The 23,436-nt window shown below is 32.1% G+C and carries 26 protein-coding genes and 1 riboswitch; of the genes, 22 read left to right on the forward strand and 4 right to left on the reverse strand.

Translation table 11 applies throughout. From position 1 onward, the window contains the following. Positions 1–5: 5 nt before the first annotated feature. Together MY490_RS08790 and MY490_RS08795 are read right to left on the reverse strand one after the other, a co-directional pair. Complete coding sequence (locus tag MY490_RS08790) at positions 6–509, reverse strand: DUF309 domain-containing protein (protein WP_248268861.1); 504 nt, start codon at positions 507–509, stop codon at positions 6–8. 110 nt (positions 510–619) lie between these two features. Next, a complete protein-coding gene (locus MY490_RS08795; RefSeq protein WP_084006686.1) occupies positions 620–736 on the reverse strand; it encodes a YjcZ family sporulation protein in 117 nt (38 codons plus the stop codon). 209 nt (positions 737–945) lie between these two features. On the opposite strand from MY490_RS08795, the gene MY490_RS08800 reads away from it, so the two are divergent. The 13 genes from MY490_RS08800 to MY490_RS08860 all read left to right on the forward strand — a co-directional run bounded on the left by MY490_RS08800 (position 946) and on the right by MY490_RS08860 (position 11,328). Continuing rightward, the gene (locus MY490_RS08800; RefSeq protein ID WP_097978007.1) at positions 946–1,716 is read left to right on the forward strand and encodes a segregation/condensation protein A; all 771 of its coding nucleotides are present in this window, start codon (positions 946–948) and stop codon (positions 1,714–1,716) included. After that, complete coding sequence (scpB, locus tag MY490_RS08805; protein ID WP_248268862.1) at positions 1,716–2,297, forward strand: SMC-Scp complex subunit ScpB; 582 nt, start codon at positions 1,716–1,718, stop codon at positions 2,295–2,297. Before MY490_RS08800 ends, scpB begins: the two co-directional genes overlap by 1 nt. 72 nt (positions 2,298–2,369) lie before the next feature. Next, positions 2,370–2,765 (forward strand): hypothetical protein, encoded by a 396-nt coding sequence (locus MY490_RS08810; protein ID WP_248268863.1) that lies wholly within the window; start codon positions 2,370–2,372, stop codon positions 2,763–2,765. A gap of 18 nt (positions 2,766–2,783) precedes the next feature. Beyond that, the gene (locus tag MY490_RS08815; RefSeq protein WP_248268864.1) at positions 2,784–3,278 is read left to right on the forward strand and encodes a DUF3907 family protein; all 495 of its coding nucleotides are present in this window, start codon (positions 2,784–2,786) and stop codon (positions 3,276–3,278) included. 169 nt (positions 3,279–3,447) lie between these two features. After that, positions 3,448–4,434 carry an aromatic acid exporter family protein gene (locus tag MY490_RS08820; RefSeq protein ID WP_248268865.1) on the forward strand — a complete coding sequence of 329 codons (987 nt, stop codon included), beginning with the start codon at positions 3,448–3,450 and terminating at the stop codon, positions 4,432–4,434. A 151-nt stretch (positions 4,435–4,585) separates the two neighbouring features. Continuing rightward, positions 4,586–5,509, forward strand: a complete 924-nt coding sequence (locus MY490_RS08825) for a superoxide dismutase (protein ID WP_248268866.1) — start codon at positions 4,586–4,588, stop codon at positions 5,507–5,509. A gap of 144 nt (positions 5,510–5,653) precedes the next feature. Beyond that, positions 5,654–6,799 carry a D-alanyl-D-alanine carboxypeptidase family protein gene (locus MY490_RS08830; protein WP_432707046.1) on the forward strand — a complete coding sequence of 382 codons (1,146 nt, stop codon included), beginning with the start codon at positions 5,654–5,656 and terminating at the stop codon, positions 6,797–6,799. Then, on the forward strand, positions 6,792–7,385 hold the full coding sequence (locus MY490_RS08835; protein WP_248268868.1) for a nucleoside recognition domain-containing protein: 594 nt from the start codon (positions 6,792–6,794) through the stop codon (positions 7,383–7,385). Before MY490_RS08830 ends, MY490_RS08835 begins: the two co-directional genes overlap by 8 nt. Continuing rightward, complete coding sequence (locus MY490_RS08840; protein ID WP_056466828.1) at positions 7,386–7,916, forward strand: spore maturation protein; 531 nt, start codon at positions 7,386–7,388, stop codon at positions 7,914–7,916. It begins immediately after the preceding gene. A gap of 189 nt (positions 7,917–8,105) precedes the next feature. Then, positions 8,106–9,026 (forward strand): PLP-dependent cysteine synthase family protein, encoded by a 921-nt coding sequence (locus tag MY490_RS08845; RefSeq protein WP_248268869.1) that lies wholly within the window; start codon positions 8,106–8,108, stop codon positions 9,024–9,026. A gap of 3 nt (positions 9,027–9,029) precedes the next feature. Further along, a complete protein-coding gene (locus MY490_RS08850) occupies positions 9,030–10,184 on the forward strand; it encodes a bifunctional cystathionine gamma-lyase/homocysteine desulfhydrase (protein WP_098429727.1) in 1,155 nt (384 codons plus the stop codon). Continuing rightward, the gene (locus MY490_RS08855; protein WP_248268870.1) at positions 10,185–10,826 is read left to right on the forward strand and encodes a class I SAM-dependent DNA methyltransferase; all 642 of its coding nucleotides are present in this window, start codon (positions 10,185–10,187) and stop codon (positions 10,824–10,826) included. It begins immediately after the preceding gene. A 28-nt stretch (positions 10,827–10,854) separates the two neighbouring features. Then, positions 10,855–11,328, forward strand: coding sequence for an S-ribosylhomocysteine lyase (locus MY490_RS08860; RefSeq protein WP_069031830.1), 474 nt, complete (start codon positions 10,855–10,857; stop codon positions 11,326–11,328). Between the two features lie 947 nt (positions 11,329–12,275). Here the strand turns inward: MY490_RS08860 and MY490_RS08865 are convergent. Both MY490_RS08865 and MY490_RS08870 read right to left on the reverse strand, forming a co-directional pair. After that, a complete protein-coding gene (locus tag MY490_RS08865) occupies positions 12,276–12,548 on the reverse strand; it encodes a hypothetical protein (RefSeq protein WP_088010721.1) in 273 nt (90 codons plus the stop codon). Positions 12,549–12,615: 67 nt separating this feature from the next. Continuing rightward, positions 12,616–12,894 (reverse strand): hypothetical protein, encoded by a 279-nt coding sequence (locus tag MY490_RS08870; protein WP_098231587.1) that lies wholly within the window; start codon positions 12,892–12,894, stop codon positions 12,616–12,618. Positions 12,895–13,135: 241 nt separating this feature from the next. On the opposite strand from MY490_RS08870, the gene rluB reads away from it, so the two are divergent. From rluB to MY490_RS08915, 9 genes are all read left to right on the forward strand, one after another. Beyond that, positions 13,136–13,864: a 23S rRNA pseudouridine(2605) synthase RluB gene (gene rluB, locus MY490_RS08875; RefSeq protein WP_248268871.1), complete on the forward strand. Its 729-nt coding sequence runs from the start codon at positions 13,136–13,138 to the stop codon at positions 13,862–13,864. Positions 13,865–14,144: 280 nt separating this feature from the next. Beyond that, the gene (gene resA, locus MY490_RS08880; protein WP_248268872.1) at positions 14,145–14,672 is read left to right on the forward strand and encodes a thiol-disulfide oxidoreductase ResA; all 528 of its coding nucleotides are present in this window, start codon (positions 14,145–14,147) and stop codon (positions 14,670–14,672) included. A 28-nt stretch (positions 14,673–14,700) separates the two neighbouring features. Continuing rightward, a complete protein-coding gene (gene resB, locus MY490_RS08885) occupies positions 14,701–16,317 on the forward strand; it encodes a cytochrome c biogenesis protein ResB (protein WP_248268873.1) in 1,617 nt (538 codons plus the stop codon). Positions 16,318–16,337: 20 nt separating this feature from the next. Further along, complete coding sequence (ccsB, locus tag MY490_RS08890; RefSeq protein WP_248268874.1) at positions 16,338–17,504, forward strand: c-type cytochrome biogenesis protein CcsB; 1,167 nt, start codon at positions 16,338–16,340, stop codon at positions 17,502–17,504. Between the two features lie 224 nt (positions 17,505–17,728). Then, the gene (locus tag MY490_RS08895) at positions 17,729–18,448 is read left to right on the forward strand and encodes a response regulator transcription factor (RefSeq protein WP_248268875.1); all 720 of its coding nucleotides are present in this window, start codon (positions 17,729–17,731) and stop codon (positions 18,446–18,448) included. Continuing rightward, positions 18,448–20,232, forward strand: coding sequence for an ATP-binding protein (locus MY490_RS08900; RefSeq protein ID WP_248268876.1), 1,785 nt, complete (start codon positions 18,448–18,450; stop codon positions 20,230–20,232). The genes MY490_RS08895 and MY490_RS08900 overlap by 1 nt, the downstream gene beginning before the upstream one ends. Positions 20,233–20,378: 146 nt before the next feature. Next, positions 20,379–20,551: riboswitch (cobalamin riboswitch) on the forward strand. Between the two features lie 125 nt (positions 20,552–20,676). Further along, complete coding sequence (locus MY490_RS08905) at positions 20,677–21,636, forward strand: ABC transporter substrate-binding protein (RefSeq protein WP_248268877.1); 960 nt, start codon at positions 20,677–20,679, stop codon at positions 21,634–21,636. Next, on the forward strand, positions 21,602–22,654 hold the full coding sequence (locus MY490_RS08910; RefSeq protein ID WP_248268878.1) for a FecCD family ABC transporter permease: 1,053 nt from the start codon (positions 21,602–21,604) through the stop codon (positions 22,652–22,654). The genes MY490_RS08905 and MY490_RS08910 overlap by 35 nt, the downstream gene beginning before the upstream one ends. Next, entirely contained in the window at positions 22,651–23,436 is a 786-nt protein-coding gene (locus MY490_RS08915) for an ABC transporter ATP-binding protein (protein ID WP_248268879.1), read from the forward strand. Before MY490_RS08910 ends, MY490_RS08915 begins: the two co-directional genes overlap by 4 nt.

The following is a 23,436-nucleotide window of genomic DNA, read 5'->3' on the forward strand; positions in this document are numbered from 1 at the left end:
TAACGCTAAATCTTTTTTCGTAATTCTAATTGCTTTAATCTTTCCGAAATGACATCTGTTCGATCTCTTGTAGAATGTTTATTTATTAAATCTTCCGTGAAAGACGAGTAATTATCTTTTTGATTTTGGAATCTTTCAATCAATTCTTGGTCATTTATTGGGAGATCGAAAGGGTGAAATTCCGTTTCGTTTTGAAGGTTCAGCTGTAAATCTAATATGATTTGTTGAAAGCGAAATCGATCAATACCAGCCATTTCCAATAAACTTGTTTCATTTGAAAAAGTAATGACGTGTCGAAATAATTTTTTAGCACCAGTAAAGTTTCTTCTTCTATAATGATATAACACTACTGATAATCTTATTAAACCTAACCAGACCTTTTTATATTGATGATTTAATTCAAGTTTCCATTGTTCCTCAAGAATTTCATGACATTCAAAAAAATCTTGATCATAATGGAAATGGCATAAATATTTTATGTATCGCTCGTTTTTATTATAATGGACCAAGTTTTTCACCTCTTTATTACTAAAATTTTATCAGAAATGGAATTATTTAAAAAGAAGAAAGCCTAGAGCAATGTCTAGACTTTCACGTTTTGTTTATTCACGGGGTTAATTTAACAGACGAAAGCACATCCAACGATGATTAATAAAATAAATAATACTACGATTAAAGCAAAGCCTCTGCCGTGGCCGAAACCGCCGAACTCTGGAGAAACAGCACCTTTACTCATGAAATAACCTCCTTACCAAAAAAAATAATTCTTCTTGCACTGATATCTTATGAAAATTTTAAGAAAATGGTATAGGCGCACAACTAAAAATTTAGGAACAAAATAACTTCATCGATGAAAAAACCTTTTCTGTTATATAGTTTTATGAAATAATACTTTATACTGTTATAGAGTATATTTTTATTTTAAAGTAAGTTGGTGAGTAGTTTGTGAAGCAATATGAAGTTAAAATTGATGCATTTGAAGGGCCATTAGATTTATTACTTCATTTAATTCAACGATTTGAAATTGATATTTATGATATACCTGTATCTGAAATAACAGATCAATATGTTTCATATATTCATACAATGAAAGAATTAGAATTGGATATTGCAAGTGAATATTTAGTGATGGCAGCTGAATTACTTGCGATGAAAAGTAAAAGTATATTACCAAATCATGAAGAACAAGCTGATTGGGATGCTGTACTTGAAGAAGACCCTAGAGAAGAATTAATGAATCGATTAATTATATATAAGCAATTTAAAGAAGCGGCGATCGTATTTCAGGAAAAAGAATCTGAACGTGCGATGATTTTTACCCGAAATCCAGTTGATTTGTCCGAATATGGACCTAGACCAGAAGATATTGTCATGCCTACTGATGTTACGATTTACGATATGTTTGGTGCACTTCAAAAGCTTTTTAAACGTAAAAAGCTACAAGAACCGCTTCAAACTAAAATTGTACGTGAAGAAATATCGATTGAAAAAAGAATGGATGAAATTATTACCTACTTAAAAAGTATAAAAAAGAGAACAAATTTTATCAGTTTATTTCCATATAACGATAAAGAAAGTATTGTAGTTACTTTTTTAGCGATTTTGGAGTTAATGAAAACAAAGGACATTGTAGTAGAACAGGAACAAAACTTTTCAGAAATTTTTCTAACATCACGGGAGGTTTTTGAAGATAAGCAAGCTGAGGTGTACTTGTAATGGAACAGGGAAAAAATTTAGTAGGAGTTCTTGAAGGACTTTTATTTGTAGCTGGCGATGAAGGAATATCAATTGTCGAGCTATCCGAGACTTTAGAATTAAGTCAGACAGATGTTTTAGAATTAATTGAGAGTCTAAAAAAAGAATATGAAAATCCTAACAGAGGATTACAAATTAGAATTTTAGCGAACAGATATAAACTTACTTCAAAGAGGGAACATGGTGAGTTTTTCAAAAAATTAGTTGAAAGTCCATCGAACTCTTCGTTGTCACAAGCAGCATTAGAAACATTAGCGATTGTTGCATATCAACAGCCAATAACGAGGACAGAAATAGAAGATATTCGAGGAGTTAAGACTGAAAAACCAATTCAAACTCTTGTCTCGAAATATTTAATTAAAGAAGTTGGACGTGCTGAAGGTACTGGACGTGCAATTTTATATGGAACTACTTCTGAGTTTTTAGATTATTTTGGTCTAAAAAACATTAAAGAATTACCTCCACTACCTCAAGATTTAAAAATGGAAGAGGTTGAAGAAGAAGCAGATTTGTTTTTTAGCAAATTTGAAAAAAAAGATTAGTTAAAAAATTCTGCAAATCTTTATGTATCCTATGTTAAACTAAGACTATGGAAATCTTGGAGGGTGAAGGAATTGTTAATTTATAATTGTTATGGGTATGAATTAGTAAAGGCTCAACCAAATACTTCGGAAGATTTTTTTAATCGTTCAGAAGTTGAATATGAATATAATGGTCAAAAAATTGTAACTTCTGTCTTATATGTTCGTTTTTTTGAAGAACAACTTTCAGAAGTAATTGATTTAAAAACAACTAGATTATATGAAAATGGCGATCAATCAGTAGATTTCCGTGATATAGTGGCACTTGCGCTAATTATTAAAAATCCTGATTATCGTGGAAGAAAGCGAATATATATTAATGAATTAGATCAATTTGTAAAAGAGCTACAAGGTGTTGATTTTGATAAATTAGTAGGATATGTAAGAAGTATTAAACAAAATTCAAATAAAATTGAAATTTCGATCTAATTTAACGGAGGGAAAAAAATGTCGAATAAGATGGTAGAGCATCAATTAAAAATTGTTGGTAATCAATTAGGGATTGTTGGTCTAGAGTGTAATTTGTTTTTAAATAAGAATTCTTTACCGTCATTTCAACATGAAAACCAAGCAGTGGACCTTAACTACTTAGAAAAAATACTTTCTTCATTACGCAGAATTACAGTATATTGTGAGGATGCTAAAGAAGTTTGTGAAAAAATTTTAAGTGGACAGTTCCATAAAGCAACAGCTGAAGATACTTTACATAAAATCTATCACAGATGTATCGCTGAATTCTTCTCTCCTAAAAACGATGCATGGTATGAAAATAGTCGTGCAGCATACACTGGTAATCAAGCAATTACATTCTATAAAGCTGTGCCAGGTACAGTTCAAGACATATTCTCGTCATTAGAGAAAGTTTTTCAACACATGCGAGAAGAACTTGAGTATTATGAAACAGATTATTCAACAAAACTTATGCAACAATACAAACAGTAAATAGAAAATAGTTAAATGTAAATAGTAATGTTGAGAGAAAAAGACTAGAAAATTTTCTAGTCTTTTCATTTTGTACAAAACTCAGGAAATATTGGATATTTCTAGTAATTTTTATGTAAGATGCGTTACAATACTATAGAAATTTCTTTGTTAGAGAAGAGGACTAAAAATGAAACAAATGTATTCAATTGGACAAAGGACAATCAAAACAGCAATCGGAAGTGGTATATCGCTATTAATTGCAGAAGCTTTACATTTACAAAATTACAGTACTGCAGCTGTCGTTACATTATTAAGTATTCAAAATACAAAACGCAGATCATTTATTGTTGCAATACAAAGATTTGTTGCTTCAGTTATTGCCATGTTAATTGGATGGATGATGTTTGAATTTTTAAGCTATACGCCATTAACTGTTGTCATTTATTTTCTATTAACAATACCCTTATTAGTCACATTGAAGTTACAAGAGGGAATTATTCCAAGCTCCGTAATCGTTTTGCAAATCTATGTGAGCAACAATAAATCAATATCTTTCTTAGTTAATCAAGTTGAAATTTTAGCGGTTGGGATTTTAATTGCTTTAATAATGAATACGTATATGCCGAGTATTGAGAAGAAGATGATTGAATCTCAAAAGAAAATCGAGCAAAATTTTAAAATGTTACTGCTAGGTATTGCTTTAAAAATGAAGGGTAAGGATGAAGATTCACAAAATGATTTAATTGATGAAACAAAAGTACTTTTACATACGGCGAAAACATTAGCTTATAGGCAGGTTGAAAATAGTTTTATAAAATCGAACTTATATTATATTAATTATTTTGAAATGAGAGAACGTCAATTTGAAATCATATCGAATCAAATCATTCCTTTATTAAAAAAGGTTGCGTTGAATTACCCGCATTCAAAAATTGTCGCTGAATTTTTTGAGGATACAGGCGTTTACTTAAAAGAAAAATCTTCGGGGATTGAATTATTAGGGGAATTCAGTCATATGATGAATGACTTTAGGAAGATGCCATTACCTGAATCAAGAGATGAGTTTGAAACAAGAGCTAGTTTAATGATGATTGTTTATGAATTGGAAAAAGTGATTTCTTTAAAAATGGAGTTTTACTCAGTAAATCAGACTGTTTTAGAGAAACTAAACTAATCATTTTTTATAAGAACATGTGGAATTAAGATCTTAATTATACGAATTCCATTTATCGCGTGAAACACGTGAATACCGGTAATAGCTATAAATTTAATATCATACAATGGAAAGTAGAAGAGAAATTTATTTTCTCTGATGGAGGTGTATGATGTTAAATCAATCCGAACTCGTCACTTACTTTCAGGAGGTAGAAATCTGGTGTGCGAATGTATTACAGTTGCTGTCTGAAAGATTTGACCATATTCAAGAAAAAGAACTATTAGAATATAAAGTAAAACTCTTGTTAAACAGAATGGGGACAAAAGGTCATTATGTAGATCAAAATTCCTTTTTAGATGAAATTAGTATGGATGTGGACGATATTCAAGAACGATTAATTTCAATTTTAAATGAAGAGGAATATGATGATAGCTATGCTTATCGGGTAATAGAAGTCGAAGAGAGAGTAGGAATTGGTAAACATGAGCTTCCACCTTTACCATATCCATATAATGCACTCGAGCCATATATATCAAAAGAAATTATGATGCTGCATCATGATAAGCACCATAAAAGTTATGTAGATGGTTTAAATAAAGCTGAGATTGAATTAGAAAAGGCAAGAAAAAATAAGGAATACGATTTATTAAAGCATTGGGAAAGAGAACTTGCATTTCATGGGTCGGGTCATTATTTGCATACTGTATTTTGGAATAATTTAAGTAAATCAGGTGGAGGGCAACCTCATGGAGCTCTTTTAAAACAAATTGAAGATGATTTCGGAAGTTATGAGGACTTTAAAGAGCATTTTACACAAGCTGCTAAAAAAGTGGAAGGTGTCGGTTGGGCGATTTTAGTTTGGGTTCCGAGAGCGAATCGGTTGGAAATCCTTCAAACAGAAAAACATCAATTCTTCACTCAATGGGATACAATTCCATTACTAGTTTTGGATGTTTGGGAGCACGCTTATTATTTACAGTATAAATTTGATAAAGACGCATACATTACAAATTTTTGGAACATAGTTAATTGGCCGGATGTAAATTATCGATATGATTATGCTAGTCAATTAAAATGGCAACCCTTTTATTAATTGGATAAAAATAGTAGGTGCTGGCATTGCTCAGGTGATAAATCTGAACAAGTTCAGCACTTTTTTTCTTAAAAAAGTCATTTTTTTATCATGTAATTCGTAAACTTGTACTAATTAGGACTAACTGTGGAGTTGATGCGAAAGATGAAAAAATGGCTAGTATTAGGAATCATTGGCTTATTTTTAATCGGGATTATGATTCCGACGAATAATGTTAAAGCATTTGGAGGAGTTAGTGCTAGAAATGCTGTTTTGATGGATCAAAAAACTGGACGAATCTTATACGGTAAAGCAATGCATGACCCTGAAAGAATCGCCAGCATTACAAAGATAATGACTGCAATACTTGCTGTAGAGTCTGGTAAAATGCAAAACACGATAACAATTAGTTCAAGAGCAGTTCAAACAGAAGGATCATCCATTTATTTAAAACCTGGACAAAAAATTAAGCTAGAAGATTTAGTTTATGGTTTAATGCTTAGATCTGGGAATGACGCGGCTAATGCAATTGCCGAGGCTGTAGGAGGTAGCATCGAAGGATTTGTTTATATGATGAACGAGAAAGCAAAAGAAATCGGAATGAGTAATACATATTTTAGCAATCCATCAGGACTAGATCAACAAGGAAAAGAGCATTACTCATCTGCTTATGATATGGCGTTATTAACGAGATACGCTATGGAAAATCCTAAATATGCAAAAATTGCAGGTACAAAAGTACACCGTGCCCCAAATACGGCAGAATCTTGGGATTATGTTTGGAAGAATAAAAACAAATTACTTACTTTTATGTACAAGTATAGTACTGGAGGAAAAACTGGATTTACTAAAAAAGCAAAAAGAACACTTGTTTCAACTGCTTCAAAAAATGGAATGGATTTAATTGTTGTAACCCTGAATGATGGGCAAGATTGGCAAGATCATATGTCACTATTTGAATATGGTTTCAGTAACTATCCTTTAACGAAAGTATTAAGTAAAGGTGGAATTAAAGAGGTCACAAATAAAAAATATAAAGGGCATGTTTATATGAAAAATGACTTCTCTTATCCATTAGATAAAAAAGAGCGAGATCAAGTAAGAATCACATTTGAAATGCAAAAGCCGACTAAGCAAAAAATCGCTAATGATGCAATTGTTGGTAAAGCGATTATCGAATTAGAAGGTGAACAAATTGGATTTAGAAATATTTTTTATAGTGAAAGTAAGGTCAAAGTTTTTACGAAAGAAATAATCCAAAATGGAAAACAAGTTTTATTAAACTTAATGGGAGAGCACTCTGATGGTTAATATTATTTGGGTTGCTCTTACAATAATTGGATTTATTTTTGCGATGATTAATGGCACTATGGACGAAGTAAATAAAGCAGTATTTGACGGAGGAAAGCAAGCAATTACCATTATTATTGGACTTGTTAGTGTTCTTGTTTTTTGGTTAGGATTAATGCGAATAGCAGAAGAATCAGGATTATTAAAAATTCTTTCGAAAGTATTTCAACCATTTCTTGCGTTCTTATTTCCGAGAATCCCTAAAGACCATCCAGCACTTGGTTATATTATGTCAAATATGGTGGCCAATTTATTTGGTTTAGGAAATGCTGCAACTCCACTAGGTATAAAGGCGATGGAGCAACTAAAAGTATTAAATAGAAATAGTAATGAAGCAAGTGATGACATGATTACATTTTTAACGTTAAATACAAGTGCAATCACGTTAATTCCTACAACTGTTATAGGAGTTAGAATGTCTTATCATTCTTCAAATCCTACTGAAATAGTAGGTGTTACAATACTTGCACAGGTCGTTTCATTTATTGGGGGTCTCGCAGTAAATAGTTTTTTTGCAAGTAGGCGAAATCGAAAGGGGAGAAAATAAATGGGATATATGAATACGATCTCACTTTATATCATTCCATTTATTATCGCTGTCATTTTAATACATGGAACTTGGAAAAAGGTGCCGACGTATGAATCTTTTGTAGAAGGTGGAAAAGAAGGTGTAACAATCGCTGTGCAATTAATTCCATTTTTAGTTGGGATGCTAGTATCCATCTCGATCTTTAGAGCTTCAGGTGCTCTAGAGTTTTGTGTAGAACTTATGCGCCCGTTATTAAGTTCACTAGGTATTCCTGCAGAAGTTTTTCCACTGGCAATTATTAGGCCTATCTCTGGTTCAGCTGCTTTAGGTATTACGTCGGATTTAATTAAAACATATGGACCGGATTCATTTATCGGAAGACTAGCTTCAACTATGCAAGGAAGTACAGATACAACACTATATGTTCTAACGGTGTATTTTGGAGCGGTAGGAATTCGTAAAATGGGTGATGCATTAAAAGTAGGATTAATTGCAGATGCAATCAGTATTATTTTTTCAATCATTTTTGTGACGATGTTCTTTTCTTAACTCAACCTATACGAATAAAAAAGTACTTTTATTTTAGGATAAAAGTACTTTTTTATTGCGCATTTAAAATTAATATCTTATAATACCAATAAGAATAGTTGGTATTAAGACAACATTCAATTTTACCCATGTTGCATATAATGGATTGGAAGAAACTAACCTTTTTGTGACATAAAGGAGCTTGAAATTATGAAAGTTGTAAAATCAGTACACGAGCTGATCGGATCAACACCATTGCTTGAAATTACAACATTCCCTTTACCAAAAGGAACAAGACTATTTGCAAAGCTAGAATTCTATAACCCAGGTGGAAGTGTAAAAGATCGACTTGGAATGGAATTATTAGAAAGTGCACTTAATGAAGGTAAATTAGAAAAAGGTGGTACAGTAATTGAACCAACCGCTGGAAATACCGGAATTGGTTTAGCACTAGCAGCTATAAAATATGGCGTAAATGTTATATTCGTCGTTCCTGAAAAATTCAGTATTGAAAAACAAACATTGATGAAAGCACTTGGAGCAAAAATTGTGAATACACCTACAGAAGATGGAATGACAGGTGCAATAAAAAAAGCAAATGAACTTTCAAAAGAAATAGCGAATTCATTTGTACCTTCACAATTTAGTAATGAAGCAAATCCAAGAACATATTACAAAACATTAGGTCCAGAGTTAGTTGACCAACTCGATGGAAAAATAGATGTATTTGTTGCTGGAGCTGGTAGTGGAGGAACATTTACTGGAACAGCTCAGTATTTAAAAGATAAATTACAAAATGTAAAAACAGTTATTGTTGAACCAGAAGGATCAATCTTAAATGGTGGAAAGCCAGGTTCACATGATACAGAAGGAATTGGAATGGAATTTATTCCTGCTTTTGTAGATACAAACTTATTTGATGATATTCATACAGTACTTGATTCAGACGCATTTCGTTTAGTAAAAGAACTAGCAACGAAAGAAGGACTATTAGTTGGCAGTTCGTCAGGAGCTGCGTTATATGCAAGTTTATTGGAAGCAAAAAAAGCAAAACCAGGGAGTACAATCGTAACGATTTTCCCAGATAGTAGTGAAAGATACTTAAGTAAAAACATATATAGTGAGGGATAAAATATGAAGAAAAAGACGGCGTTAATACACGGGGGAATTAGTAGAGATGAAACAACTGGTGCGGTTAGTGTTCCAATTTATCAAACTAGTACGTATAAACAAGATGCTGTTGGCAAACATAGGGGATTTGAATATTCCAGAACAGGCAATCCGACACGACATGCTCTTGAAGAGTTAATGAAAGATATTGAACACGGTGTTGCTGGGTTTGCATTTGCATCTGGAATGGCAGCAATTCATACTGTGTTTAGTTTATTCAAGACTGGTGACCATATCGTAGTAGGCGATGATGTTTATGGTGGTACTTACCGATTACTTACAAGAGTATTATCAAATTTAGGTATAACAGCTACATTTGTTGATACAAGTAATATTACTTTAGTAGAAAATGTAATTTCTCCTAATACAAAAGCAATATTTATTGAGTCACCTAGTAATCCATTATTAAAAATTACTGATATTAAAGCAATTGCAAAACTTGCAAATGAATATGACTTATTAACGGTTGTTGATAATACTTTTGCTACTCCTTACTGGCAACAACCTCTTACTTTAGGTGCTGATATTGTTGTTCATAGTGGAACTAAGTATCTTGGAGGACATAGTGACGTAGTAGCTGGAATTGTTGTAACGAATAAAGAAGAGTTAGCTGAAGAATTAGCGTTTTATCAAAACTCGATTGGTGGCGTTTTAGGACCTAACGATAGCTGGTTATTACAACGTGGTATTAAAACACTTGGAATAAGAATGGAAGAGCATGAAAGAAATACGCATGAAATTGTGACGTTTTTATCGAATCATCCAAATGTAAATAAAGTTTTCTATCCTGGATTATCGACACATCCAAATCATGAATTAGCAAAACAACAAAGCAGTGGATTTGGTGGCATGTTATCTTTTGAATTAAAAGAAGGTTTAGATCCAGAAGAATTTGTAGGTAAATTAAAGTGGTTTACATTAGCTGAAAGTTTAGGAGCAGTTGAAAGTCTTGTAGGTATTCCTTCAAAAATGACGCATGCTTCAATACCAAGGGAAAAACGAATTGCATCAGGAATTTCTGATGAATTAATTCGATTATCAGTTGGTCTAGAAGATTTAGAAGATTTAATTGAAGACCTAGAACAAGCATTAATATTTCAAACATCAAAGGTGAGATAAATGGGTAGAGAGTTTTTAGATGTTTTTACTGGTTGGGCAGAAAGTTACGATTCTTTTGTTCAAGGCCACGACCCAGAATATAAAGAAGCATTTCGACGTTATGATGAAATACTGAATGAAATTGTTAATAGAAGTGGAAACAGCGTCCTTGAATTTGGTATTGGTACAGGGAATTTAACAAAGTTACTTCTTGATAAAGGAAAAAATGTATTTCCAATCGAACCATCTCCTGAGATGAGAATTATTGCCTCAAAGAAATTAGGCGAGAATATTACGATTCACGACGGAGATTTAATTGATTTTCCTAAACCACAGGCCGGAATCGATACAATTGTAAGTTCATACGTTTTTCATCATTTAACTGATCAAGAAAAATATGAAGCTATTAAAATATATAGCTCATTATTGAACTCAAATGGAAAAATCGTATTTGCGGATACAATGTTTCTAACTGAAAACGATTATAAGAATGAAATTATAAAAGCAGAAAATGCAAATTATATCAATCTAAGAGATGATTTAATTAGAGAATATTATCCATTAATTCCAGTTGTTCGTTCACATTTTGAAAAAAATGGATTTGAAGTGAAATTCGAACAATATAATGATTTTGTATGGATCGTTGAAGCTACAAAAAAATAGAGAGATGTAATTTAGGAGGAAATAAAATATGCCATCAGTTGAAAGTTTTGAATTAGATCACACAAAAGTTGTTGCTCCTTACGTTAGACACTGTGGTACTCATGCAGTTGGTACAGACGGAGTCGTTACAAAATATGATATTCGTTTTTGCCAACCAAATAAGCAAGCAATGAAGCCAGATACAATTCACACTTTAGAACATTTATTAGCTTTGAACGTTCGTGAAGCAGTACCTGCAGGTGACCCTTTTAAAATTATTGATTTATCACCAATGGGATGCCAAACAGGATTTTATTTAATCATTGCTGGTACACCTTCAATTTCAGAAGTAATCACTTTATTACGTAAAACAGCTGAACTTGGATTACAAGTTGAAGAAGTACCGGCTGCAAATGAACTTCAATGCGGCCAAGCAAAACTACATGACCTTGAAGGCGCAAAAAAATGGTTAAAATATTGGAGCGAACAAACAGACGAAACGTTGGAAAGCGTATTTGCTTAATAGTGAAAAACGTCATCTTAATGGATGACGTTTTTTCATGCTGTTGAAAAACTACCTTGTCAATTAATTATCAAATTTTCGTAAAAAGAGTAGAGTGATGTTGATTTCCACTACAGGGTGCTCGCTTTCCATGGGGCGAGATTCTTTTGCCTCCTCGGCAAGCCTGTGGGGTCTCAGCCTTCCCGCTAATCCCATAGGAGTCGATCACCCCTCCGCTCCAATCAACTTATTCAAACAAAAAAAGTTTACAATAAATGCTAGTCAAATAGCCTTTACTTAGAGTAACCTAACTTTTGTAATCAGCTTGTACATCAATTAATATCGAACAATTATTAAACTAAACAATCGAATTTGTTTTCCTAAAAATAGCCCATAATAGTTTTAACTTCTAAAAAAAATCATTACTAGTGTTATTGGAATAATGAAATTGCTCAAACACATTTACATTTAAAACCATTAAAAGATCATTCAAAAAATGCTAATTTTATCATTATTAAATGTTCATTTAAAGTCCGTTTTCCCTATTGACGTCTTTATATTTCAACACTCTGGAAAAACGTCATCTTAATGGATGACGTTTTTTTATATAGTTGGAATAAAGAAAATTGTAGAGTGAAAATAAAAAAGGTGAAACTGCAATTAAAAATGGCCGAACAGCAAATAAAAAAGTCAAAACTCCAATTAAAATGACGTGAACTAAAAAATTAGATCACGAATCATTAATAAATTAGAGTGAATCCAACAAGAATCTCGAGGATTTATACTAAAAATTAAGAAAAGAATAAATCAAAATAATATCAATTAAAAAAGATAAAAAATACATAAATCTCGCCTAAAGGAAAGTTGGAATCCAGTAGTAATAAAACAAAAATCGTTTTTCAAAAAAATGAAAAAAACGTCATCCTAATTTCGATGGCGTTTTTGATTAAGTAATTTACGTTTTTATATTAATTGATCACAAGAAGTAATTTCTCTTTTGGAACGGTGAATTTAATTTCTCCAATATTCTCTTCAATATCTTCGATTGTTGGAATATCATCAAAGCTTTGAATTGAGATAGCATCATCTAAGCATAATAAAATATAAGGGAAGTTAGTTTCTGTAGAGTCATAGATTAATTTGTATGCTTTTGAAGGTTTATCGGAAGTGAAAAATACATCGCCTAATTTAAACGAACCAACTGAATTATATTTTACTGCTGGATTAAAAGAATAATTCATATAGTAAGCTCCTTTTTCATTTTACTTATTATATTATTGACGGGTTTCTAATAGATTAAACAGCAAACTAGTAATTTGCTTGAATTGTAATAGATAGTTTGTTTTTTTGAGTTACCATTGTGACTTCACCAATCCAATCTTCAATATCTCCTAGGGTTGGCATAATGTCATAATTTTGGACTAGTCTAGCATCGGTTAATGAGACAAGTACATATGGAAAATCGTCTTCATTTTCTTCATAAACAAGCATATAGATTGTTTCATTCTTTTTAGTAATAAGGACACTACCTGGCGTAATAATTTTAGAACGGTCAAAAGCTGAGGAGTGTTTTAAAGTTAAATTCATATCTATTACCTCATTTCTGCAAATCTAGTAAATTATATGATAGATTTTTGAAAATATGATATTGAGAGAAGGAAAGGAACTAGGTATTAAGGGGATGAATTACGATGGGGGCACGACTTGAAAAATGGAATTATGGTTTAGATTTGGCGTTTAACACACTTTATTCACAAAAAACCTTCTAGCTGCCACTTGTTTTCAATTGTATAAATCTGTATGATGGTTGAAGAGGTGAAATGATCGAATGGAAAGATTACAGAAAGTTATTGCTAGAGCGGGAATTGCTTCTCGTCGTAAAGCAGAAGAGTTAATTAAAGAAGGAAAAGTGAAAGTAAATGGTCAGGTTGTTACTGAGTTAGGTGTAAAAGTAAGTGGTAACGATCGTGTTGAAGTGGAAGAGATTCCGATTGATAAAGAAGAACCAGTTTACTTCCTTTTATATAAACCATCAGGTGTAATTTCAAGTGTTTCAGATGATAAAGGTAGAAAAGTTGTAACAGACTTTTTTCCAATGATTAAACAACGTATCTATCCAATTGGTCGATTGGACTTTGATACATCAGGTATCATTCTATTAACAAATGATGGAGAATTTTCAAATCTACTTCAACATCCAAAATATGAAATAGATAAAGAATATATCGCAAAAGTAAAAGGGATTCCAACTAAAGAGCAGTTACGTAAATTAGAAAGAGGAATTGTACTTGAAGATGGGAAAACTGCTCCAGCTCAAGTTAAAATGATTTCACTTGATAAAAGTAAAAATACTGCAATTGTAAGACTGATCATTCATGAAGGAAGAAACCGTCAAGTCAAGAGAATGCTTGAGGCGATTGGTACACCTGTAATGAAGTTAAAACGTGAACGATATGCGTTTTTAGATTTGACTGGATTAACTCCTGGTGATGCAAGAGAACTATCACCTCATGAAGTGAAAAAGCTAAGAGCAATGGCTACAGCAAAGCCACGCTAATGATAAGTCAGACTATTGATCACTGCTTTCTTATTTGGTTACCTTACCTATTTATCGTACTTATTTATAATCCGGTTAATACTTTTAGAAACTGTGTTTTAATTCAGTCTGATACCCTATTTTTTCACTACGACTCGGTAAATACCGAGTTTTTTCTATGTTTCAAACATTTAATATTCCAGGTTAAAAGATTGAAAATTTAGTCTTTTTTGAAACGTATCAAATTTCTATTCAAGAATAGGAAATAATGATATTCTATCATATGGGAGGAACTGTATATATGAAGAAAAATAGAACGTTAATTCGAACAATTATCTTATTAGTTTTGGTTTGTGCAATTGGTTATACTTTTTACATAAATTTCTTTAAGAAAGATGAAGTTATTACTAAAGGAAGTACAGCACCAAACTTTGCTATGACGGAGCTGAGTACTGGTAAGAGCTATACTCTTTCAGGTGAAAAAGGAAAAGGCGTAATTGTTAATTTTTGGGGTACTTGGTGTGAGCCATGTAAGCGAGAAATGCCTTTTATGAATGAAATCTATTCGAAATATAAGGGAAAAGGGATCGAGTTACTTGCAATGAATGCAGATGAATCAAAATTTTCAGTACAAAGATTTGTAAGCGATTATAAACTTAATTTTCCAGTCGGAATAGATAAAGATCAAGAGGTTTTAAATATATATGGTGTTAACCCTTTACCAACTACGTTTTTTGTAAGTCCGGATGGGACAATAAAGAGAATCGTAACTGGTCAAATGACACCGAATTCTTTTGAAAGTTATATTAAAGAAATATTACCAAAATGATGAGTGTACATTAGTAAGGGGAAATAAAATGGAGACTTTTAAATGTGAATGTGGTCATCTTAATCATGTAGGTACTATAATATGTGAGTCATGTGGTAAACCTCAAGATGAAAAAGCAACCGAATTACTTGATATGCGCTATGAAGGGACTGCTAGAAGATCAATCGTTAATAATCAAACTTATATAGATAAAATATGGACGTTTTTCTCATCTGTAAAAGTAGCTGTTATCATTATTCTAATTACGCTAGTAGCAGCAGCTTTAGGTACTATTTTTCCGCAAAGAGATTTACTACCACCTACTGCGAATCCTGCAACGTATTATCAAGATGAATATGGAATCTTTGGTAAAATATACGATGCAATTGGTTTGGATAATACGTTTAACTCTTGGTGGTTCATGTTACTTGTTGCATCGATTGGGATATCACTAGTAATTTGTAGTTTAGATCGAATTTTACCACTCTATAAAGCTCTAAACAAACAAACTGTTACTAGACATCCAAACTTTTTAAAAAGACAAAAAATGTTTGGAATTAGTAGAGTTGAACAGATTCCAGACGAAATAGAAAAAGCTAAAGTTAACTTGCGTAAAAGAGGTTATAAGATTCGTGAAGAAAACGGCAATATTCTAGCAGAAAAAGGTCGTTTCTCTCGCTGGGGTCCATATGTAAACCATATAGGGTTAATTATTTTCCTTATTGGGGTAATGATGAGATATGTACCAGGAATGTATATGGATAAGGCCCTTTGGGTTCAAGAAGGTGAATTAAAACCTGTCGTTGGTACAAACCAAAACTATTATATTAAATTAAATGATTTCCATATGGAAACGTATGATAAAGATAAAGAGGGTAAAGTTTATAAAAAAGCGATTGAGCGCTTCGGCAATGATAAAATTCCAAAAAACTATCAAGCCGATGTGACGTTGTATAAACGCGAAGGAAATTTAATACCAGGAGAAGATCCAAAACTTAAAAAAGTAAAAGATTATAGTATTAAAGTTAATGAACCTCTAAAGTTCCAAAACTTCGCTCTATATCAAGTAGATTATCGAATTGGTGAATTTAGTGCATTTTTATTTACATTACAAAATAAACAAACAGGTGAAAAATTAGGGCCAATAACAGTAGATTTACAAAATCCTAAAGAAGTATATGACCTGAAAAATGGCTATAAAGTAGAACTTAAAAATTATTTTCCAGATTTCTATTTTAACTCTGATGGTCAACCTGATACAAAAACAAGAAAACCGAACAATCCAGCGTTTGTATTTAAAATGACTACTCCAAAAACACCAAAAGGTGAAGTAGCATTTGTTGCGATCAAACAAAATATTGAACCAAATGGTGAAAACAAATATAAAATGTCATTTGCAGGTATTGAAACAAAAGATTCAACTGGTTTAACAGTACGTAAAGATTTAACTCTTTGGTTACTAGGACTTGGAGGAGCAATCTTTATGATTGGTGTAATTCAAGGTATGTATTGGTATCACCGACGCGTTTGGATCCAAAATCAAGATGGGGAAGTTTGGGTTGCGGCATTTACAAATAAAAACTATTATGGTTTAAAGATGGAATTAAAGAAAGTGTTTAAAGACACAAAAATTGAATTGCCGATTGATCAACAAGCTAATGAATAGAGTTTAAATAGGGGGAAAATATGTACGAGCTAAGTAGTAATTTTTTATTTATCGCGTTTATTTGTTATATTGTAGCTACTTTCTTTTTTGGCGGCTCGATGAAAACAAATGATAATGGTCCTAATAGATGGGGTACTATTGGTATTACGATTACATTAATTGGATTCTTATCGCAAATTACTTATTTTATTTTAAGATGGATTGCTGCTGGACATGCACCTGTAAGTAATCTATTTGAATTTATTACATTCTTTGGAATGATGTTAATTTTTGCGTTTATCATGATTTATTTTATGTATCGCTTAAATATAATTGGATTATTCGCATTACCGTTGTCAATTATCATCATTGCTTATGCATCAGTATTTCCACATGAAATCAAACCATTAGTTCCATCTTTAAAAAGCTATTGGTTACATATCCATGTAACGACAGCAGCCTTAGGGGAAGCTATTTTAGCGATTAGCTTTATAACTGGACTAATTTATTTAATTAAAAATATCGATCAAAAAGGATCAACAAAGAAAACATTCTGGCTAGAAGCAGTTTTATATTTCTTAGTAACTGTAGTTGGTTTCGTCGTTATTTCAACAGCATTTACTGCATCTGGATACGAAGCAAAATATAATTGGATTAATAAAGATAAAGTACAAGAAGAAATGGTCTATAATCTTCCGTCACTTGTTGGCCCACATAAAGGTGAATTGACTACAAAAGATCGATTTGAAGCTCTTGCAGAAATGCCAGCAATGGTTAATGCTAAGAAATTAAACACTGTAATTTGGTCAATTTTTGCTGGTGCAGCATTATATGCAATCATCCGTTTAATTTTAAGAAAACGAATTGGTGCATTTTTACAGCCTTTTGTACAAAAAGTCGATAGTGAATTATTAGATGAAATCGGATACCGTGCTGTAGCAATTGGTTTTCCGGTATTTACACTTGGTGGATTAATCTTTGCTATGATTTGGGCTCAAATTGCTTGGACAAAGTTCTGGAGTTGGGACCCAAAAGAAGATTGGGCATTAATCACATGGTTATTCTATGCAGTGTTCTTACATCTTCGTTTCAAAAGAAATTGGCAAGGTGAAAAGTCTGCTTGGTTAGCCGTATTAGGATTTGCAATTATTATGTTTAACTTAATTGCTGTTAACTTAATCATTGCAGGCTTACACTCTTATGCGTAATTAAAAAAAGCTCTGTAAAGGATAAACCTTCCTTTACAGGGCTTTTTTCTATTTTTGATCCGCGTTTATTTAAATGCTTCCTTATAAATGGTACACTTACTTCCTAGTTTTTTTTCACTATTTTATGGAAATAATAAATTCTAAGAATTATGTAAAAATGTTCACAAATTATACTAGAATATACAATTTTTATTATGTAAAATTATGAAGAGGGGGTCGAAATTATGGATCAAAATATAAAAATATTAATAGCAGATGATGAAGATCGTATTAGACGATTATTAAAAATGTATTTGGAACGTGATGGTTATAGTATTGATGAAGCTGATAACGGCGAGGATGCATTAAATTTAGCATTAAAGAATGAATATTCCTTAATCGTACTAGATTTGATGATGCCTAAAATTGATGGAATTGAAGTTTGTAGGGAATTACGAAAAACAAAAACAACTCCTGTCATCATGTTAACGGCAAAAGGTGAAGAAACAAACCGAGTTCAAGGTTTTGAAGTAGGGACGGATGATTATATCGTTAAACCATTTAGTCCGCGTGAAGTCGTTCTTCGAGTTAAAGCTCTATTGAGACGTTCTTCCACTGTACCAGTATTTACTTCAGACAATTCTTCTGCGAAGGATATCGTTGTGTTTTCGCATCTAACGATTGATAATGATGCTCATAAAGTAATTGTTGAAGGAGAAGAGATCAGTTTAACGCCAAAAGAATACGAACTACTGTTGTTTTTAGCAAAGGCACCTGACAAAGTATTTGATCGTGAAACATTATTAAAATCAGTTTGGCAATATGATTTTTTCGGAGATTTACGTACAGTAGACACACATGTAAAACGACTGCGAGAAAAATTAAGTAAAAGCTCTGAGGATGCTGCGAAAATGATCGTCACTGTTTGGGGTGTCGGTTATAAATTTGAAGTAGGTCAGGAGTAATGATCGTAAGGAGTTTAGTCGGCAAGCTTTGGCTGACAATTATCTTACTAGTCTCTCTTGTATTATCATTCTTGACCTTTGTCTTAATAGGATTTTTTGAAAAATTTTATATTGACCTTCAAGTACAAAATATGAAAGATGATGCCACAAAAATTGCACAATTAATCGAAAATGGTCAACCACTCTCAGATATTGAGTATTTATCAAATAATATTGTTAGTAGATATTCAAGAGTAATCATTTCTATTGACGGTCAAGAGCCATGGTATTCAAATAATACATATGGAATACAGGAGCTACCTTTTAAAGAAATAAAAAATGATGAAATCCTAAAAAAAACGTTAACTGATAATAAAGAGGTCAGTAAAAGACTTGTTTATGGTGAAAATAGTGAGAGAGAAAAATTAGTAGTGGGCGTTCCATTACATACAAACTCAAATAATGGAGCTGTATTTATATACCAAACATTACAACCTGTAAAAGTAATGATTCACCAAACGACTAATTTTGTCTTGCTCGCGGCATCGATTGGGATTGTTTTAACAACATTTTTCTCATTCTTTCTTTCATCTAAAATTACAGCACCGCTTAGAAAGATGAAAGAAGTTGTAAGTAGTATGACTTCAGGGAATTTTAATGTGAAAGTACCAATTCATTCAAGTGATGAAATTGGAGAGCTTGCGTATTCATTTAACAAGATGAGTAAACAATTAAATTTTAATATGAATGCATTAAAACAAGAGAAGGAGAAAGTTTCTAATATTATTACAAGTATGGTAGATGGTGTAATTTCGATTGATAAAGAAGGTCAAATCGTGACATCAAATCCACCAGCTGAACGCTTTTTGAAAATGCTAAATGATGATCAATTTGAAGAACCTTCTTCACTTGTTTTAACGAAAGAACTATTAGATTTATTTGTATTAGTAGTCGAAAGTGAGAAAAAGCAATTTATTGAATTAAATTTCGATCAAGGCAATTGGCAAGTATTAATGTCGCCTCTTTATAATCAAACAACTATAAGAGGCGTTGTAGCGGTGATTCGTGATGTTACAGAGCAAAGACGTTTAGAAAAAATGAGAAAAGATTTTATAGCACATGTTTCTCATGAACTACGTACGCCTATTTCCTTATTACAAGGCTATAGCGAAGCGATTGTTGATGGTGTAGCAGAATCCAAGGAAGAGATGCAAGAATTGTCACAAATCATTTATGATGAGTCACTTAGAATGGGTCGATTAGTAAATGATTTGTTAGATTTAGCAAGAATGGAGAACGGTTTTACTGAATTAAATAGAGAGTTCGTTCCTCTAGTTCAATTTGTAGATCGAATTTTACGCAAGTTTAAAGGTTTAGCAAAGGAAAAGAATATTAAGCTATTTGGAGAAATTGACAACATTCCACATTCAAATATCTACATAGATGAGGATCGAATGGAACAGGTTTTTACAAATTTAATTGATAATGCAATAAGACATACAAATGAAAATGGAAGAATAATTGTTTCAGTAAATCAAAATGAACGATCAACTACATTTAATTTTATTGATTCAGGTGCAGGGATTTCAAAAGAAGATTTACCATTTGTATTTGAACGTTTTTATAAAGCGGATAAAGCTCGGACAAGAGGTAGAAGTGGAACGGGTTTAGGTTTATCAATCGTTAAAAATATTGTAACAGCACATGGTGGATCAATCCAGGTCTATAGTGAAGTAGGACAGGGAACGACATTTAAGGTTAAAATACCGCATAATTTACGAATGAACGAAAAAGATGTAGAGTAATCTTGTTTCATATAAAACATATTTCATCATGTTTAGAGACGAAATTTCTGCAAAACACATAAAAAACAAATAAAAGGTTAGTAAAATAATAAACAAATAAATAAAATAATTGAATTCTTACCCAATTTATCTTACGATTGAATTAATGAAATATTGATGAGTTTAGTGCAAATATTGCTTAAAAGGGAATCTGGTATAATCCAGAACTGTCCCCGCAACTGTAATGTGGACGAAACGAATAGCCACTGTTCTTTAAGAATGGGAAGGTCGGAGTAGGTTGAAACAAAGTCAGTAGACCTGCTAAATTCATCCTTGTTCAATTCTTCGGGGAGTAAGAATTTGAAGCAGCAATTGCAAGACTTCTTGTATTTATATGTTGTTTCAGCCCCCGTTCAAAATGAATGGGGTTTTTTTATGCTTTCCAAATATATTAGGAGGATTTAAATGAAGAAGTTTTTATCAGGTTTGATCATTATGTTATTGTGTTTAGGATTATTTGGTTGTAATAATGATTCGACACAAAAAAAATCGAATGTAAGTAAGAGTGAACAAGCAACTTTTCCAATGACTGTAAAAGATGCAACGAACAAAGAAATTAGCTTTAAAAAAGCACCTAAAAGAATAGTATCACTTATTCCAAGTAATACTGAAATCTTGTTTTCTATTGGTGATGGCAAGGATGTAGTAGGGGTAACGGATTTTGACAATTATCCAAAAGAAGTAAAATCAATTGATAAAGTTGGCGGAAATAATGCCGATATGACATATAATGTTGAAAAAATTATTTCATTAAAACCTGATTTGGTTTTGGCGCATGAATCAAGTTTAGGAATTTCTGCTGATGGTTTAGAACAGATAAAACAAGCGGGGATTAATGTTTTTGTCGTAAAAAATGCAGCAACTATTAATGATGTGTATGATACAATTCAACAAGTTGGAGAGATAACGGGGAAAACTGAGCAATCGAAAAAAGTAGTAACTGGTATGAAAACAAAATTAGATGAAATTAGCAAAAAAACAGCCAAAGTAACTACAAATCCAAAGGTTTGGCTTGAAATATCAGGACCACCAGAAATATATACAGCAGGTAAAGGTACGTTCCTAGACGAAATGCTTTCGATTGTTCATGCTAAAAACGTAGCAAAAAGTGAAAAAGGTTGGGTAAAGTATAGTGAGGAATCAGCGATTAAAGCGAATCCCGATGTGATTTTAACAACTTATGGATATTATGTTCCAAATCTAGAAAAAACTGTAATGGCTAGAAAAAACTGGCAAACAGTAAACGCAATTAAAAATCACCGTGTATATGATGTTAATTCAGATACAACATCTAGACCAGGTCCAAGACTTGCAGAGGGAGTCGAAGCAATTGCAAAGGCGGTTTACCCAGAGCTTTATAAATAATACATATTCAATCTTTTTAATTCCAATTATCTTATTAATTTTTTTATTTATTTTAGGGGTTTCGATCGGGTCTACATCGATTCCCTTTTCTTCTATTATTTCTAGCTTTTCAGATGCTCTATTTAAAACAGAGTATGTTCCAGCTGATATTCAAACAATTGTCATGAATATACGAGTGCCAAGGGTTATGTTAGCTGCATTAGTCGGTGCGAGCCTTTCGTTGGCAGGTGTTGCATTTCAAGGAATACTTAAAAATCCATTAGCTGATCCTTTTACTTTAGGTGTTTCTTCAGGTGCCTCTGTAGGAGCGGTGGTTGTTTTATTTTTTCAAATAAGCTTACCATTTGTAACTTATTTTACTTTACCTGTTGTTAGTATATTATTTGGATTTGGAACACTCATCTTATTATTACTATTTGTTAGAAAACTAGATCGATCTCTAAATGTAGAGACAATCATACTAGGTGGCATTATAATAAGTTCATTTTGTTCTGCATTAATATCATTATTTATAACTTTTTCAAATAATGAATTACGTGCAGTAATTGGATGGTTAATGGGTAATATTGGTGGGAGGGGCATTCAGTATTCTTTTAGTTTATTACCGTTTTTAATCATTTCTTTCTTAATTTTATTAAGTCAAAATAGGCAGCTAGATGCGATGACATTTGGTAGCACGAATGCAAAACATATCGGAATTGATGTGAAAAAGTCCACTTATTTAATTTTGTTAACTGGAAGTATTTTATCTGGTGCAGCAGTAGCTGTTTCTGGAACAATAGGATTTGTAGGATTAGTTGTTCCTCATTTTACTAGAACTATGGTAGGACCATTACATAAAAAATTACTTCCATTATCGATGATCAATGGCGCAATATTTTTAATTGGATCTGACATTTTATCTAGGATTGTTTTAGCTCCTAGAGAATTACCAATTGGGGTAATTACATCTTTAATTGGTGCGCCAATATTTGCTTTTATATTACTATCTTTGAAAAGAAATAGGGGAAAAGTATGATCAAATGTCAAGATATCTCATATTCATATGATGGAATTCATACTGATTTGGATGAACTGTCTTATTCTATTAATCAAGGAGAATGGCTAGGAATTATTGGTCCAAATGGGAGTGGAAAGTCAACGTTTTTAAATATTCTTTGTGGACTTTTTAAGCCGTCTAAAGGAAATGTAATGTTGGATGGAGAATTTGTTACTAGTATGTCTAATAAACAAATAGCAAAAAAGATTGCTGTTTTATCACAACAAAATTCCTATACATATTCTTATGAGGTAAAAGAAACAGTTAAACTTGGCCGTCTTGCTCATTCGTCTTCCTTTTTTCCTAGCTGGTCCACAATCGATGAAACTGCAGTAAATAATGCAATGATGATGACTGGTACAAACAAGATGGAAAAAAGCTTCATAAATGAAATTAGTGGTGGTGAGCGTCAAAGAGTATTTCTTGCACAATGCTTCGCTCAAGAAACACCATATATTTTTTTAGACGAACCAAGTAACCATCTAGATTTAATGCATACAATTAAAATTTTAGACGTTTTAAAGGAATTACAAAAACAAGAGAATAAAACGATTGTAACTGTTTTTCATGACTTAAATTTAGCAAGTCTATACTGTGATCGATTACTTGGATTAAAGGACGGAAAAATTTATATTGAAGGAAGAACAGACTCAGTATTAAGTGAAAATTTATTAAAAGGTTTATACGACACATCTTTTCAAATTTTAGATAATCCCGAAACAAATAAAAAGGTCATTATTTATAAAAGTAATGTTTTGTAA

This window comes from Gottfriedia acidiceleris (assembly GCF_023115465.1).
Classification (GTDB): domain Bacteria; phylum Bacillota; class Bacilli; order Bacillales; family Bacillaceae_G; genus Gottfriedia; species Gottfriedia acidiceleris_B.